Origin of the sequence: Geminicoccus sp. (assembly GCF_036263595.1) — a bacterium.
Taxonomy (GTDB): domain Bacteria; phylum Pseudomonadota; class Alphaproteobacteria; order Geminicoccales; family Geminicoccaceae; genus Geminicoccus.
On sequence record NZ_DATAGQ010000051.1, the window covers coordinates 1 to 14,763 of the forward strand.

Sequence of the window (14,763 nt, forward strand, 5' to 3'; positions counted from 1 at the left end):
CTGTCTCGCTCTCGTCGCCTTGCTCGCGACTACGAGCGCCTGCCTGAAACGGGCCTCGCCATGATCCACACCGCCATGAGCCGCATCATGCTTCGACGCCTCGCATAACCTCCTCCAGCCACTTTGCGGACAGTCAGTCAGGCCACCGCGACTCATTTGGCTGGGTACATGGTATAAAACGCAAGCTTTATGCTGTACACCGCAGAGTAGCCGTTGCTTGGGCAGGACAAGCGTTGGCTGCACGCAGGTATGTAATAGATCTTGGCGATTTCTTACGTGGATTAGAAACAGAAGTAGATTTTGACGACTTAGAGCGGTTCCATAGAGAATGGCCTGAATCAACAGAAGATATCGGCATAGTGGGCATCTTTGTAGGTAAAGACGGTTCTTTAAGATGCTTTCACTTGAATGGAGAGAAATTAGATTCACCTCTAGCTGAAGAGGTGTATGCAGCAGGCAGTGGAGGCACTGCTCTCAAGAAACTCTTGATGGATTTCATTCCGCAGACAATGCACTACGACGCCACTTTATCAAATTCAAAGCAGCGTGCACTTGCTGCAGTTTTACCGTTCATTTCAGCTTTTCAAGCAAATGAAATTGCATCACCTTCATTAGATGGCTTCGGCGGCGGCTATGAGATCGCTTATACCCAATGGCCAGAAGGGGAAGAGCCTCGCATCGTTCTAGCCTCAAGTATCACTTACTTTAACTGGATGGCCGCTTTAAATGGCAGCATCATTACTACGACAAGGTTACTACCTGGTATAATAACACAAAACTATCAGCAGAATCGATTGATAATAGGGCGCATAATGTTTCCTGCTTTGGTAGCGGATCTTTTTCCAGACGGTGCAATTCCAGAAGTTTTCAAGGAGAATACCGTTAGTGTTGTTGAGGGTTTTTTTGACCATTCCAACGAAGTAGCTTCCGATGAAATGCTTATCCCGCCGATGTCAATTGATATAAATATACATCATATTTGGGTATCTGACGGGAATTCGTTGTCGAGAGCAAGCATCAGTCGTTTTGATTGCCATGACTTGAATATTTCACACTACGATGGCGGATTTTCCTTCAGTTTCAAGGAAGAATTTAGAGTGTTTTTTCAAGAATTCATTCAGCAGCGCCCGGATATCAGCAGGTTACTAGTTGACGGGCAATGACTTCTTATTGTTTTCAGTTAACACATTCAGCCCCCGCTCGTCAAAATTTGTTGGACTTGCTTAACGTGCCGGCCAAGCCCCCATTGCCACCCGGGCCACCGCCTCCAGTTCCTCCCGCCTCGCCCCGTCCCGCGCCTGGATCGACATGCCGTGGAACACGGCCGAGAACATTCGCGCCAACGCCGGCACATCCGTGTCCGCCGGCAGTTCCCCCGCCCGCACGCCAGCCGCGATCCGCTCCTCCATGATCCGCCGCGACTGCGCCCGCCGCTCCGTCATCATCGCCTGGAGCGGCTCGATGTCGGCCGAGCCGTGCGTGAGCGCCAGCGCCACCATGCAGCCGATCGGCCGGTCGGGCTTGGTCAGCTCGGCCGCCGCCACCTGCAGAAGGCGCTCCATGCCGGCCCGTGCCGTGTGCTCGGCGGCCAGGATCTGCTCGGCAAAGCTGCCCGGCCCGGCGGCATAGCGCTCGATCGCCGCCTGGTAGAGCTGCTGCTTGTTGCCGAAGGCTGCATACAGGCTGGAGGGGCTGAGGCCCATCACGCGGATCAGCTCGTCCATCGACGTGCCCTCGTAGCCGCGCTGCCAGAACAGCCGCATGGCACCATCGAGCGCCTGCTCGCGGTCGAAGCTGGACGGCCTGCCACGGCGCCGGGGTTCAGCGGCTTTCATAACGATCGTTCCAAAAATCTTGACCGTCTGCACGCTGCAATCTATCCCAGCCTCGATTGGAACGAACGTTCCATATATGAGGAGAATCTGGCAATGTCGGCATTGCAGGGTAAGGTGGCGCTCGTGACCGGAGGCTCGCGCGGCATCGGTGCCGCCATCGTCCGGCGGCTGGTCCAGGACGGTGCCGCCGTGGCCTTCACCTACGTCTCGTCCAGGGAAAAGGCGGAAGCGCTGGCCCGGGAGATGGAAGCCGAGGGCGGCAAGTTGCTGCCGATCCAGGCCGATGCGACCGACGCCGATGCGGTGACGTCCGCCGTCCGGCAGGCGGTCCAGGCCTTCGGCAAGCTGGATGTCCTCGTGAACAGTGCCGGGGTCTACGAGGCCGGAAGCCTGGACGAGCTTTCCATCGAGGCCTTCGACCGGATGGTCGCCGTCAACATCCGCAGCGTGTTCGTGGCCATCCAGGAGGCCGTCAGGCACATGCCGGAGGGCGGCCGGATCGTCACGATCGGCAGCTGCGTCTCCGAGCGCACGCCGGCTGCCGGCATGGGACCCTATGCCATGAGCAAGGCCGCGATCACCGGCCTCACCCGTGGCCTCGCCCGCGATCTCGGCCCGCGCGGCATCACGGTGAACAACGTGCAGCCAGGACCGGTCGACACGGACATGAACCCCGCCGACGGACCTGCCGCCGAGATTCAGCACGGCTGGATGGCCCTGCCCCGCCACGGCCAGCCCAGCGAGATCGCCGCCATGGTCGCCTATCTGGCCGGACCCGAAGCCGGCTACGTCACCGGCGCCAGCCTCCTGATCGATGGCGGCTTCGCGGCCTGACCCACTGTTCCGAACGGCTCGACTGCAGACAGAGCATGGTCGACGAGCGCGGTCCCGCCGATCGACTTGAGCCCTACGCCTGCCATCTCGGTTCGTGCTAGGATCGAGCCGATCGGCCCCAGGCAAGGCCGTCCGGCGGGGAACTGCACACCGCATGTTCGTATTGCATGAACGAACCCAAGGACATCGGCCCGTTCAATGGCTTAGCAAGTTTTCGACGCGCATGTTCGCGCTGAAACCGGCCATCAGGCTCCATCCAAGCTGGCACCCACGCCCCACCTGCGCTACCAGCCTGCCGTCAAGAACGTCGGGAAACGCGTGAGATGGCCAACGTTGCCGTGATCGGCGCCCAGTGGGGCGACGAGGGCAAAGGGAAGATCGTCGATTGGCTCTCCGAGCGGGCCGATGTCGTCGTCCGCTTCCAGGGCGGCCACAATGCCGGCCACACGCTCGTCGTCGAGGGCAAGACCTACAAGCTCTCCCTCCTGCCCTCGGGCGTGGTGCGCCAGAAGCTGTCGATCATCGGCAATGGCGTGGTGGTGGACCCCTGGGCGCTGCTGGCCGAGATCGACCGCCTGCGCGAGCAGGGCGTGGCGATCAAGCCGGAGACGCTGCGGCTGGCCGAGAACGCCTCCCTGATCCTGCCGCTTCATGCCGAGCTGGACCAGGCGCGCGAGCAGGCCCGCGCCGCCTCGAACATCGGTGCCGGCAAGATCGGCACGACCGGCCGCGGCATCGGACCCGCCTACGAGGACAAGGTCGCAAGGCGGGCCATCCGCGTCTGCGATCTCACCGACCGCGTGCTGCTGGAAGGCAAGGTTCACGACCTCCTCCTCCATCACAACGCGCTGCGCCGGGGCCTGGGCATCGCCGAGATCGAGCCGGACGCCCTGCTGGCAGCCCTGAACAGCCTGGCCCCGAAGCTCCTGCCCTTCTCCGAACCGGTCTGGCTGCGCCTGGCCGAGCTCAAGCGCAACGGCCGCCGGATCCTGTTCGAGGGTGCCCAGGGCGCCATGCTCGACGTGGACCATGGCACCTACCCCTACGTCACCTCTTCCAACACCATGTCCGGCATGGCCGCCACCGGTTCGGGCCTCGGGCCCGACGCGGTCGGCTACGTGCTGGGCATCTGCAAGGCCTATACGACCCGGGTCGGCTCCGGCCCGTTCCCGACCGAGCTGTTCGACGAGATCGGCAAGCGCCTGGGCGAGCGTGGCCACGAGTTCGGCACCGTCACCGGCCGCCCGCGCCGCTGCGGCTGGTTCGACGCGGTCATGGTGCGCCAGGCGGTCAAGGTCGGCGGCATCCATGGCCTGGCGCTCACCAAGCTCGACGTGCTGGACGGCCTGAAGACCCTCAAGGTCTGCACCGCCTACAGCCTGAACGGCCAGATCCTGCACCACCTACCGGCTAACCCCGCCGCGCAGGCCGCCGTCCAGCCGATCTTCGAGGAGATGGAGGGCTGGGACGAGAGCACGGCCGGTGCCCGCAGCTTCGCCCAGCTGCCCGCCGCGGCGATCAAGTACGTGAAGCGGCTGGAAGAGCTGGTGGAAGCTCCGGCGGCCCTCCTGTCGACCAGCCCGGACCGCGACGATACCATCCTGGTCACCGATCCCTTCGCGGACTGAGGCATCGACCAACGGGGCAGCGCGTCAATCGATGTAGCGTGCCAGCACCGTCCTGCTCTCCTCGAGCGCTGCTTCGAGGCTGCACAGGGCGGCACCGACATCCGTCCCACCCCGCCTGAGTTGATCCTCGATGGCGCCAGCCAGGGAGGATACCCGGGTCAGGCCAAAGGTGCCGGCGGTGCCGCGCAGGCGGTGCGCCTCCTTGGTCAATGCCTCGGCATCGCCGCAGACGTCCCGCAGGCGCTGGCAGCTCTCCCGTGCACCCTCGACCGCACGGGTCACCATGGCGTGGAACATCGCAGGTGGCATCCGGGATGCCATCGCGTCGATCCTGCCACGATCGACCAGCGGCTGCTCGCCGGCGGCATCGGTGGGGTAGGGCTTGGCCGGGGCTTTCCCTGCAGCAGCCTCCAGACCGCTCTCGGCACGCTGACCGTGGCTGATCGAGGCGAGGGCCGCATACAGCTGCTCCCATACGATGGGCTTGGTGAGGCAGGCGTTCATGCCGGCCGCGAGATAACGCTCCTGCTCGCTCTCCATGACGTTGGCCGTCAGTGCAAAGACAGGGATGGTGCCGATTGGCGGTGGCAGCTCGCGGATGAGGCGCGTCGCCTCGATCCCGTTCATCACAGGCATCTGGACGTCCATCAGGACGACGTCGAAGCCGCCACGGGTCACCTGTGCGACCGCGTCGGCCCCATGTTCCGCCTGTTCGACCCGGTGCCCTGACCGCCGCAACATCTCCGCCAGCAATTCCCGGTTCACTGCCACATCGTCGACCACCAGGACCCGCAGTGGCAGCATCTCGGTGGACCAGATGGCCTCGCGCTCGGCCGCCATCCGGACGTCGCCGAGCGGCATCGGCAGCTCGAACCAGAACGTGCTTCCGATGCCTGGCCGGCTCCGGACTCCGATCGTGCCACCCATGGCGCCGACGAGCCGCTTGCAGATCGCTAGGCCGAGGCCACTCCCGCCATAATGCCGACTGATCGAGCTGTCCGCCTGCACGAAGGCTTCGAACAGCCCAGCCTGCCGCTCCTCCGGAATCCCGATGCCCGTATCGGTGACCTCGATCCGCAGCCGCGACCATCCGTTCGGTGCCGGCTGCTCCTCGATCGACACCGTCACATGCCCGTTCGAGGTGAATTTCAGGGCATTTCCAGTGAGGTTCACCAGCACCTGACGCAGCCGCGTAGGATCGCCCTTGACCACCAGCGAAGGCTGGGCACGCGCGCCGATCCGCAGTTCCAGCGCCCGTTCGGTCGCCTGCGGCAGCATCAGCGCGTGAACCTGCTCCAGAAGATCCAGCGGCTTGAAGTGGATATGCTCCAGCTCCAACCGTCCCGCCTCGATGCGCGAAAAATCGAGGATGTCGTTGATGATGCTGAGCAGGTGGTTTCCGGACCGCCGGATTGTCTCGATGTACCGCCGCTGCGTGGGATTGAGATCCTCGGTGGCTAGAAGATCGGCCATGCCCAGCACGCTCGTCATCGGTGTCCGGATCTCGTGGCTCATCGACGCCAGGAACTGAGACTTGGCGAGACTGGCCTGTTCGGCCAACTGTCGCGCCTCTTCCAGCTCTTCGTTCTGTGCCTGCAGTTGCTTGTATGCTTCTTCCAGCGCGTCCTCGCGCTCCTTTTCCCGCGTGATGTCCCGGCCATGGCCGACATAGCCGATGGTTCGTCCCGTCTCGTCGACCAGGAGCGACTTGGTTGATTGAAGCACATAGTGGCGGCCATCGCGGCGCTGGATGACCTGCTCTACCACGACCGTCTGCCCGCCCGTGAAGAAGGCCTCTTCGTCGTCGCGCAGACGTTTAGCGACGTCGGCGGGATAGAAGCTGCTGTCCGTCCGCCCGATCAACTGATCGACATTGTCAGCCTCCATGAAGCACGCCGTGGCAGCGTTACCGGCGAGGAATCTGCAATCCAGATCCTTGGCGAAGATCAAGTCCGGCAGGGCCTCGATCATCGCCCGGTAGATCGTGTTCTCGCGGTTCTTGGCTTCCAGGGCCGCGGATGCCTGCTTATAGCCGCCGACGTCGATAACCTGGACCAGGTGGCAGGGCGGCTGGGCCTTGCTGCCAGCGCCCAGCCTGCTGACGCTGATCGTCACCCAGACGACGCTCCCATCCTTGCGAACATAGCGGCGCTCCCGTCGGAACGAATCGATCCTGCCATCATACATCTGCTCCACATCAACCAGTGTCTGGGGGAGGTCGTCCGGATGCATGATCTGCCGGACCGTCATGCCGATGCACTCGTCCCGGCTGTAGCCGATCAGTGCACAGAACACTGGATTCACGTAGATCCAGCGCATGTCTGGCCCGACCAGGAGCATGCCTACTGCTGCCTGCTCGATGATCCGGCAGAGCAGGCTCCGATCGTCAGGAAGCCCGTGATCGTCGCCATCGGCGACGGCAAACTGATTACTCACGACGCGTCATCACTCTGCCGCACCTCGTAGCAGGACACGATGCCCGGTAGGCTCGCCACCAACGCATCGGAGCCCGCACAGCCTATTGGTTGAGTACTGTATACGCACAGCAACTTTGATGTTGCCTATCTCAGTACATCGAAGTTACAGGAGCAAGCTGATGCCGCACCGCAGGCGGGATGATACTGACGCAGCCGCTGCAGATCCTGCCAAGCGACGGAAGAGCGAGTCGCTTGTGGAGATGGTGTTGTGCATGATCATGCTCCCACTGCCGGCGCAGGTCGGCTTCCGGGAAGAAGCATCTTGAAGCCGCCTGCCCGACATCACCGTCTGTAGCCTGATCGCCTTGCTGACCCTGCCATTGCTGCTGGGGGATCACCGTGATGCGGCATGGATCTGGTCCATCCTGGTTAGCGGCTTGGCTTGGCAGCATTGCCAGCCTATGTCGCTGCCCGGAGCCGCCTGTTGCGGGTCTGGATGGCAAAGCGCGTCATAGCACGCCTGCCCTTGAGGACGACGGCGCGGCGGCACGTTCGTCGCCCCGTGCGCAGGCTCGGCGGTAGCCATGGCTCCCGGCGTCTATCGAGCCAGTTCGTGCCGGTCGTCTGCGTCATCCTGCGACATCTTCTTGATGGTGCGGCTATCCTGGCGACTGCTCCTCGCCTACCAGCTGAGCCTCGCGGGATGCGGTAGCGTGGCCGAACTTTCCGAACGCCTCAGGAAGTTGCATCGCACAAAAGCGAGCCGAGCGCCTGCCCATCGAATTCTGCCACCGGCGTGAGTTGGAGCAGCGCCAGAATCGTCGGCGCGAGATCGACCAGCCTCGCCTCGTTGGTCATCTGGCCGCGGGCGACATGCGGTCCAGATGCCATCAGGAAGCCGGTGTTGCGGTGGGCACCTGACCTGCGCTCGGGCGACGGCACATGGATTTCTCCCAGGCGCTCCGACCAGACCTTCTCCAGCCGGGTTTTGTCGGACCACAGCACAATCAGGTCCGGCAGATCATCCAGATACTCCCCCGCATGAACCTGGCGCGTGCGGATCACCTGCCGGATCGCTGGCTTGCCCGATCGGACCTCGATCAGCTCCGTAAGGGCCGTTTCGATCTCAGCACATACGGCATCATACTCCGGTCCAGGCGCCGCGTCAGCCGATCCCAGCGCCGGTCGGGCACCGCGGCCTTCACCGCCTCGATCCACCGTGCCGGCACCATGGAGTCCAGCCGCCGCAAAGCATGCGGCCCCCAACGGCAGAGCGGGGATGCCGTCCTTGCTAATCCTGTGTCGGGCGGCCCCACAGCTAGCCGCTTCAGTACCTCCGGCAGGAGATGCCAGCCGCTAAAGTTCGGCCCCATCCCGGAGAGTGAGAACACCAGGATGTCGGCATCTGGGCAACTTGCCCGGGCTTCACCGACAAATCCGTCGATCTCGGCAAGCACGTCCCGGAAGGTTGATGCATATCGTCGGGCCCGCTCGGGATCATGCTCGGGATGACAGGGATCGAGCGTGTCCCAAAGGAGGTGCATCGCCCAGTGCAGTTCGGCGAACACCGTCAGGAACAGGTCAAAGGGACCCTGGTCCAGCACGAACCGGGAAATCCCGGCCTTGCTGCGAACCCCGCACAGAAGGTCCTCCTTGATCTGGGCACATTCCGCCAATGTTTCGGGCCGTTTGGCGATTCGCCTCGTTTCCGCCAGCGGATGGGGACCGAACCGCGCCAGGATGTCGTTCATGAGGGCTGGTAGATGGGACGAACGCGGCCAAGCCGGATACTCGCCACCCCAGCCCATCACGTGGACGCCCTCGAATCCGGCCAGGGGCCTTGTCTGAGGTACATCGATGATGGCGGCCTTCTTCCCGGCACGCGCCAAGGCGGCCCAGAACGGTGGCCCCGGGAGGTCGTCGGCATACTTCTTCACGACCCGGTAGCTACCGCTCTCCAATTGCATGTGCGTGAAGAACTGCCCGTGCCGGGCCGGCATCAGACCCGTCGTGAAGCTGGGCCAGATCGAGCCGCTGGATATGTCGGCTACGGAACGCAGCATCGTCCAGCCACCGCTCATCCGGAGCGCAGCGAGGTTCGGCATCCAGCCCTCGGCGAGCCAGCGCTCCATCCAATCCGGACCTGCCACCTCGATGCAGATGGCGATGACGCGCCGGCTCATCGCCCTGCCCTCCTCATGACACCCATGATCCAGGCGCCGACGACCCGCCAGTTGCCGCCAGCCAACTCCTTGCCCACGCGATGGGCGGCACGAGGCGGTAGCAACAAGGCAACGCACATCAGCTGGAAGACAGTCGCGTGGCGGCGCAGGATCCGCAGCAAGTTGCGGGCCTTATGCTGCTCGTAGGTGTCGACCGGCCCCCGCCCCGCTCGCCCTCCCAGATGGTAGACCACGGCCTCTGGTGCGTAGACGATCCGCCAAGCTGCCGCGCGAGCACGCAGGGAGAACTCGACATCTTCCCAGCCATATGGATTTAAACCCTCGTCAAACCCGCCAATCAGGCCGAACAAGCCGGCACGAACGAAGAATGCAGAGCCAGGGCAGGCTTCGGTATTGCACGGCTGGTCGTACTGGCCGCAAGCCAGTTCTTCCGAGCCGACGTCCCATGCGGCACCGAGGTAAGGGTTGAACCGCATCCCGCCTGCGGAAACCAGCCTCCGGTCGCCCGGGCGCCGGTACGCTTTGGCGGCGACGATGCCGATGTTCTTGCTATGGCGAGCCGCCCTAACCAACGCTCCGACAGTATCCGGCTCCAGGAGCGTGTCGTTGTCGATGAACAGGAGATGGTGTGGCTGGTGATGCGCCATCACCCAGGCCAAGCCCGCATTCCGGCCACCCGATACACCAAGGTTGCACGTTTGCTCGATGAGCGTGACGGATGGAAACTGCAAACGGACAGCGTCGGCGGAGCCGTCACTCGACGCATTGTCGACGACTACGGTAACCACATGTCGCCAATGCAATCGCCCGACGGCTTCCAGGCAAGCCATGAGGAGTTCGCGGCCATTATGGTTCAACACGATGATTGCGACCAGTTCGTCGTCCTGAAACGTCGGCGGCAGCACCTCGGCCATGCTTCGCTCCAAGCGTCGAGGTGGCAGCTTGCACTGCAACCGGAGGCTTGAGTAGCTGCCATGATCGAGGACGCTCGTGGGCTGTCGAGTGCGACATGCATCGAGAGCGACCTCTGCATCATTGGCGGCGGACCTGCCGGCATGGCCGTGGCCCTCCGCTTTGCATGCACCGGCGTGCGCGTCTGCCTCTTGGAGTGTGGCGGCCTTCATCAAGAGCGGCGAAGCCAAGAACTGCTGCACGGGGAACATGGCGGCCAGCCGGGCCTTCCACTGCACTGGACGCGACAATCGCGCCTGGGTGGTACTGCGGGCTGGTGGGGCGGTGAGTGCCGGCCGCTTGACGATGCCCAGGACCTGTCGCCGCGGCCATGGCTGGATCACCCGGGCTGGCCGATCAGCGCCACCGACCTCAAGCCATTCGAGCCGGAAGCCTGCGCGTTCTGCGGACTGGGCTTTGGCCCATTTGAATCTCACGACATGCTTCTTGCGCAGCGACAGTCGCTTCCGCTCGATCCCGAGCGCTTCAGCACCTGTCTGTTCCGCTATGCGGCGCCCAAGGATCTGACGCGGCTGCATCGTCCACGGCTGGACAAGGCGAGGAACATCCGGGTGCTCCTGCATGCGGCCGCCATCCGGCTGGAAGTCGCCCCGGGCTCCCGCACGGTCGACGCCGTCAGGTTCAGCAGCTTTCAAGGACTGGAGCATGTCCTGCGCGCGCGCCGGGTCGTACTCGCGGCAGGAGGCATCGAGAACGCGCGCCTGCTCCTCGTTTCCGAAGATCTCGGCAATGATAAAATCGGCCGCTGCTTTATGGATCATCTCTATCTGGACGACGTGGCGACCTTCGCGCCTTCGCCCGCTGCACCTGGGCTTCGGGCATATGCCCGCCGCACGTCGGTGAGTGACAGCACCTTCAAGTTGGCGCTCATGCCACGTGCCGCTCTCCTTGCAGCGGCAGGCAGCAGCCATTGCTGCATCAAGCTTGCTGCCCCGATCAAGCGAACCCGGGCAATGCTGGCGGCAATCGCCCTTCGCCACGGCCTGAGCTCCGGCTATCTTCCGGAGCCATCCCATAGGCTTCTCGCGCGGATGATCACGACGTCGCCGGAACTGATCAGCCAGATTGCTCGCTCGCTGCGCCGGGCCGAAGATGCCTCTAACCCCGTGCCGGCTGGCCTTGCCGTCAGCATGGTGCTGGAGCAGTTGCCCAATCCGGATAGTCGGGTCACCTTGTCGAGGACCGTCGATGCGCTCGGTCGCCCCCAGGCACGTCTGGACTGGCGGCTTTCGGATGCAGACCGGCTTGGCTGGTCAGCCATTCTGGCAGCGCTGGATGGAGATCTGCGTCGGGAAGGACTGGGCAGGCTGAACCATCTGCCGCGAGACGCCACCGTCTTCGACCGGCTACGCCCGGCCTGCCACCACATGGGAACAACCCGGATGTCGGCCAGACCCGAAACAGGCGTCGTCGACCGGAATGGCCGGGTGCACGGCGTAGGCAACCTGTTGTTGCCGGAGGCTCGGTCTTCCCTACGAGCGGTCATGCCAACCCGATGCTGACGGCCATCACCTTGAGCATCCGCCTGGCGCATCATCTGGCCGACGTTCCGCCCTGATTTCTACCCGGTGAAGAGCGACCTCATTGTTCCGGCAGTTAACGTTCTCTTCATCGCTGGATGCTAGCTATGGCCGCAGGACGAGATCCGAGCGGCCGCCCCGATGCAGACGTGCTTGCCCCAAACTGTATTCATGCAGGCTGCCCTGGAGCAGGCATCGGAGGGATTTATCGGTTTCACCTCGGACTTCCGCACACTGTTCTGCAACACGGCCGCCGCGCGGATCCTCGGCATCGCCTATCCCAGACGCACAGACGACATCATCGAAGCGATGATGGCAGGAAGCTCGGCCTTCGACCATTCCACCCGCTCAGCCTTTTGCATGCTGGTGCGCACGGCCGCATCCACCGGATCAGAGCAAGGTCGATTCCGGAGGTCGCATCGTATCGACCTGCCCTGTGATCATACCCTGGAGGTCGACCTGACCCTGCTCGAGGATGATGCGATCCTGGCGAAGCTCAACATTCGGCATGGAAGCATGCTTCCTGCGGAACAGACCGACAGCTTGACCGGTCTCTCTGACCGGCTCTGGTTCCGTCAGAGCCTGAGCACGCTGCTCGACGGAGCATCGGACAAAGTGCAGGTGGCGGTCCTCATGATCGATCTGGATCGCTTCAAGGCGGTGAATGACACTCATGGCCACCCAATCGGTGATGCCCTTCTGCAGCTGGCAGCACAGCGATTGCGCGCTGCCGTGCGCGAACGGGACATCGTGAGTCGCTTGGGAGGCGACGAGTTCGCCGTGGTGATGCCGGCACCGGGCCAAGCCGACGACGTAGGGGCCAGATTGGTCGACCTTCTCGGTCGCCCCTATCTGATTGAGGACCGTGTGGCGACCGTTGGTGCCAGCATCGGCATCGCAATCGGCCCCAGGGACGGTGCCACGGCGGCGGAGCTGGCGCGCGCTGCCGACCTTGCACTCTATCAGGCCAAGGCGGATGGCCGCGGCGCCGTCCGCAAGTTCGAGCGGTGGATGGATGCACGTGCGCGCGCTCGCAGCAACCTGGAAGCAGAGCTGCGCCGAGCACTCGTCTTGCGTCAGTTCGAGTTGCACTACCAGCCCCAGGTCAACTTGGCGCAACGCAAGCTTGTCGGCTTTGAGGCATTGCTTCGCTGGCGTCACCCTAAACTCGGCTTGGTCCCTCCCGATCAGTTCATCCCACTCGCCGAGGAGATCGGCGCCATCGTGCCAATCGGGGAGTGGGTGCTGCGCACAGCCTGCCGCGATGCGGCATCCTGGCCGGATGAACTGACCGTTGCCGTCAATGTTTCGGCGCGCCAGCTGGCTGACCGACATCGATTGCCGCGCCTGGCGGCCTCCGCACTTGCCGAATCCGGCCTGCCTGGATGCCGCCTGGAGATCGAGGTGACCGAGAGCGCCCTGATGTGCCAACAGGAGGATGCCCTCCAGGTCCTTCATGCATTGCGTGAACTTGGGATCCGCATGAGCATGGACGATTTCGGAACCGGATACTCTTCACTGAGCCAGCTGCGCTCGTTCCCGTTCCACAAGCTGAAGATCGATCAGTCGTTCATCCGGGACATTGCACACAGCAGTCAAGCCGTGGCCGCTATCCGTGCCATCGCAGCGCTCGGCGCCAGCATGGGCATGACGACGACGGCCGAGGGCGTAGAGACCGTCGAGCAGGAGGCCCTCGTGCGTGCGGATGGCTGCACCGACATGCAAGGCTATCTGGTCAGTCCTGCAGTCCGAGCGAACGACATCCCAACCCTCATCCGGCGCCTCGGTGCCGCTGTTACGGCGATGGAGGAGCCAGTCCAGTGAAGGGAGTTTTGTTCAGGCTCGTCTACTGCAGCCGCAACATGGTGGTCGATGCCGCCGATCCTTTGGGTGAGATTGAACAGATCCTTGCGACGTCGCGGACGAACAACAGTCGTTTGGGAATTACCGGAGCGCTCATGCACAGTGACACTCTGTTCGCCCAAGCACTCGAGGGACCGCCGGCTGCCATCCATGTGACATTCGAGCGGATCCAACGTGATCGACGTCACGCTGGGGTGGTGGTTCTGCAGGCGGTGCGGGCCGACCAGAGGTTGTTTGGAGGCTGGAGCATGGCTTCGGTCGACATCCGCGGACCCACCGCACCAACCCTGCCAATCAGCCTGTCACTGGCGGGCGACGACGGGCTGTCTGCGCCGGATCTGGTGGCACTGCTACAAGAGCTGGTTGCTTTTCAACCCGGACCGATTCTAGCAGCCGAATAAGTATGGTCGGCGAAGTGCAAACGTGACTCCCGTACAGGCAGATCACCGACGTAACGCCATCGAGGCTGTGAAGCGCCGGGTGATAGAGCAGCACGGTCAGAGCCAGGGTTTCGCGGCAGTCTCCTCAGAGGTGTGGAGACGCCTCATAGCCCGTCTGAGAATGATCTCAGTGGCTGATGCGGCGCAGAAGCAGGCTGCCCATGGCGACGTGGATGAAGGCTTCAGACACATCGAGCCGCGCCTCGTAGTCGCGCACCAGGCGGCGCCAGCGGCTAACAGATGTCTCCGCCATGGCCAACGGTTGCGGACGGCATCCAGGCTCGTCCGAGCCCCAGCACTGTCCGAGATGTCGGCGCTGACGCAGGTTGGCCATCAGGAGACGGCCGTCGGTGTCGACCGCGATGTGCCGCTTGCGGCCCAGCACCTTCCTGGCCACCGGACGGGCTGGCTCCTCGCCCTGATCGTTCCCGGTCCAGCATCGGCACCACGTCGCGGATCGTGCGGCAGGCGCACAAGGCGCCGGAACCACCAGTACACAGGTCGGCCCTGTCAGCTCTGCTGCCGTCTCTCCAAGGGATCGCGTCGCGATGGCGGGAAGTCCTTCGGCAGCATCCGCCAGCCACCGCCGCTGCGTGCCATGCATGGTGCAGATCGCGTTCAGCCCTTCCCGCAGGTCCGTCGCCGGCTTGCGCCCTCGCTTGGACACCTTGGGCAGCAGCGGCTGAACCCGCCGCCACTCCTCGTCCGTCAGATCAGCGGGACACCGCTTGGTCTTGCGGGCAATCTCGGCCATCGGCCTTCAGCCCGATCCCTCGGAGAGATGTCGGCAGAGCCGACAGGCGGCTACGGCTTGCTCGGGTCCACATCCCGAGCTTCCACCACGGCCAGATCCGTCCAGCAACCCATCCTCAAGCGGACCAATAGGGCCCGTTAGCTCTTGATCCAATCGAGAGTTGCAGCGAGGCAGAGCACGCCCATGAAGGAGCTGGACACCTCCATTTACTGGCCAATGCGTCTCGCCGGACCGCGTCGTACGGCGAGGTGACGACGACCGCGGCTCTGTGTTGGCAGGATGTTGCCTTCGGGCTGATCATCCCTGTGCCGACAGGT

General features: G+C 63.4%; 12 protein-coding genes and 1 pseudogene. 7 read left to right on the forward strand and 6 right to left on the reverse strand.

The annotated features are described in order from the left end of the window. Positions 1 to 108, forward strand: a pseudogene (locus VHL31_RS04115) (IS5/IS1182 family transposase); the annotation flags it as partial. 125 nt (positions 109 to 233) lie between these two features. Then, entirely contained in the window at positions 234 to 1,163 is a 930-nt protein-coding gene (locus tag VHL31_RS04120) for a hypothetical protein (RefSeq protein ID WP_329659940.1), read from the forward strand. Between the two features lie 60 nt (positions 1,164 to 1,223). Here VHL31_RS04120 and VHL31_RS04125 read toward each other — a convergent pair whose 3' ends face one another. Beyond that, entirely contained in the window at positions 1,224 to 1,835 is a 612-nt protein-coding gene (locus tag VHL31_RS04125) for a TetR/AcrR family transcriptional regulator (protein ID WP_329659941.1), read from the reverse strand. A gap of 93 nt (positions 1,836 to 1,928) precedes the next feature. Here VHL31_RS04125 and VHL31_RS04130 point away from each other — a divergent pair, with 93 nt between their 5' ends. Both VHL31_RS04130 and VHL31_RS04135 read left to right on the forward strand, forming a co-directional pair. Continuing rightward, on the forward strand, positions 1,929 to 2,669 hold the full coding sequence (locus VHL31_RS04130; RefSeq protein WP_329659942.1) for an SDR family oxidoreductase: 741 nt from the start codon (positions 1,929 to 1,931) through the stop codon (positions 2,667 to 2,669). 323 nt (positions 2,670 to 2,992) lie between these two features. After that, positions 2,993 to 4,297: an adenylosuccinate synthase gene (locus VHL31_RS04135; RefSeq protein ID WP_329659943.1), complete on the forward strand. Its 1,305-nt coding sequence runs from the start codon at positions 2,993 to 2,995 to the stop codon at positions 4,295 to 4,297. A gap of 24 nt (positions 4,298 to 4,321) precedes the next feature. On the opposite strand, the gene VHL31_RS04140 is transcribed toward VHL31_RS04135, so the two are convergent. The 4 genes from VHL31_RS04140 to VHL31_RS04155 all read right to left on the reverse strand — a co-directional run bounded on the left by VHL31_RS04140 (position 4,322) and on the right by VHL31_RS04155 (position 9,811). Continuing rightward, complete coding sequence (locus VHL31_RS04140) at positions 4,322 to 6,733, reverse strand: PAS domain S-box protein (protein ID WP_329659944.1); 2,412 nt, start codon at positions 6,731 to 6,733, stop codon at positions 4,322 to 4,324. Positions 6,734 to 7,449: 716 nt separating this feature from the next. Continuing rightward, a complete protein-coding gene (locus VHL31_RS04145) occupies positions 7,450 to 7,779 on the reverse strand; it encodes a hypothetical protein (RefSeq protein ID WP_329659945.1) in 330 nt (109 codons plus the stop codon). 35 nt (positions 7,780 to 7,814) lie between these two features. Next, the gene (locus tag VHL31_RS04150) at positions 7,815 to 8,897 is read right to left on the reverse strand and encodes an alkaline phosphatase family protein (protein WP_329659946.1); all 1,083 of its coding nucleotides are present in this window, start codon (positions 8,895 to 8,897) and stop codon (positions 7,815 to 7,817) included. Then, positions 8,894 to 9,811: a glycosyltransferase family 2 protein gene (locus tag VHL31_RS04155; protein ID WP_329659947.1), complete on the reverse strand. Its 918-nt coding sequence runs from the start codon at positions 9,809 to 9,811 to the stop codon at positions 8,894 to 8,896. Before VHL31_RS04155 ends, VHL31_RS04150 begins: the two co-directional genes overlap by 4 nt. A 60-nt stretch (positions 9,812 to 9,871) precedes the next feature. Between VHL31_RS04155 and VHL31_RS04160 the strand changes: the two genes are divergently transcribed. The 3 genes from VHL31_RS04160 to VHL31_RS04170 all read left to right on the forward strand — a co-directional run bounded on the left by VHL31_RS04160 (position 9,872) and on the right by VHL31_RS04170 (position 13,653). After that, positions 9,872 to 11,371 (forward strand): GMC oxidoreductase, encoded by a 1,500-nt coding sequence (locus VHL31_RS04160; protein WP_329659948.1) that lies wholly within the window; start codon positions 9,872 to 9,874, stop codon positions 11,369 to 11,371. Between the two features lie 171 nt (positions 11,372 to 11,542). Continuing rightward, positions 11,543 to 13,213 carry a putative bifunctional diguanylate cyclase/phosphodiesterase gene (locus VHL31_RS04165; RefSeq protein ID WP_329659949.1) on the forward strand — a complete coding sequence of 557 codons (1,671 nt, stop codon included), beginning with the start codon at positions 11,543 to 11,545 and terminating at the stop codon, positions 13,211 to 13,213. After that, a complete protein-coding gene (locus VHL31_RS04170) occupies positions 13,210 to 13,653 on the forward strand; it encodes a BLUF domain-containing protein (RefSeq protein ID WP_329659950.1) in 444 nt (147 codons plus the stop codon). The genes VHL31_RS04165 and VHL31_RS04170 overlap by 4 nt, the downstream gene beginning before the upstream one ends. Positions 13,654 to 13,819: 166 nt before the next feature. Here VHL31_RS04170 and VHL31_RS04175 read toward each other — a convergent pair whose 3' ends face one another. Further along, positions 13,820 to 14,446: a transposase gene (locus VHL31_RS04175; RefSeq protein ID WP_329659951.1), complete on the reverse strand. Its 627-nt coding sequence runs from the start codon at positions 14,444 to 14,446 to the stop codon at positions 13,820 to 13,822. Positions 14,447 to 14,763: the final 317 nt, after the last annotated feature.

Bases quoted from the DNA above. Each gene is read 5' to 3' on its own strand.
- VHL31_RS04150 (WP_329659946.1), bottom strand. From the start codon at position 8,897: ATGAGCCGGCGCGTCATCGCCATCTGCATCGAGGTGGCAGGTCCGGAT.
- VHL31_RS04135 (WP_329659943.1), top strand. From the start codon at position 2,993: ATGGCCAACGTTGCCGTGATCGGCGCCCAGTGGGGCGACGAGGGCAAA.
- VHL31_RS04155 (WP_329659947.1), bottom strand. From the start codon at position 9,811: ATGGCCGAGGTGCTGCCGCCGACGTTTCAGGACGACGAACTGGTCGCA.
- VHL31_RS04125 (WP_329659941.1), bottom strand. From the start codon at position 1,835: ATGAAAGCCGCTGAACCCCGGCGCCGTGGCAGGCCGTCCAGCTTCGAC.
- VHL31_RS04130 (WP_329659942.1), top strand. From the start codon at position 1,929: ATGTCGGCATTGCAGGGTAAGGTGGCGCTCGTGACCGGAGGCTCGCGC.
- VHL31_RS04175 (WP_329659951.1), bottom strand. From the start codon at position 14,446: ATGGCCGAGATTGCCCGCAAGACCAAGCGGTGTCCCGCTGATCTGACG.
- VHL31_RS04160 (WP_329659948.1), top strand. From the start codon at position 9,872: ATGATCGAGGACGCTCGTGGGCTGTCGAGTGCGACATGCATCGAGAGC.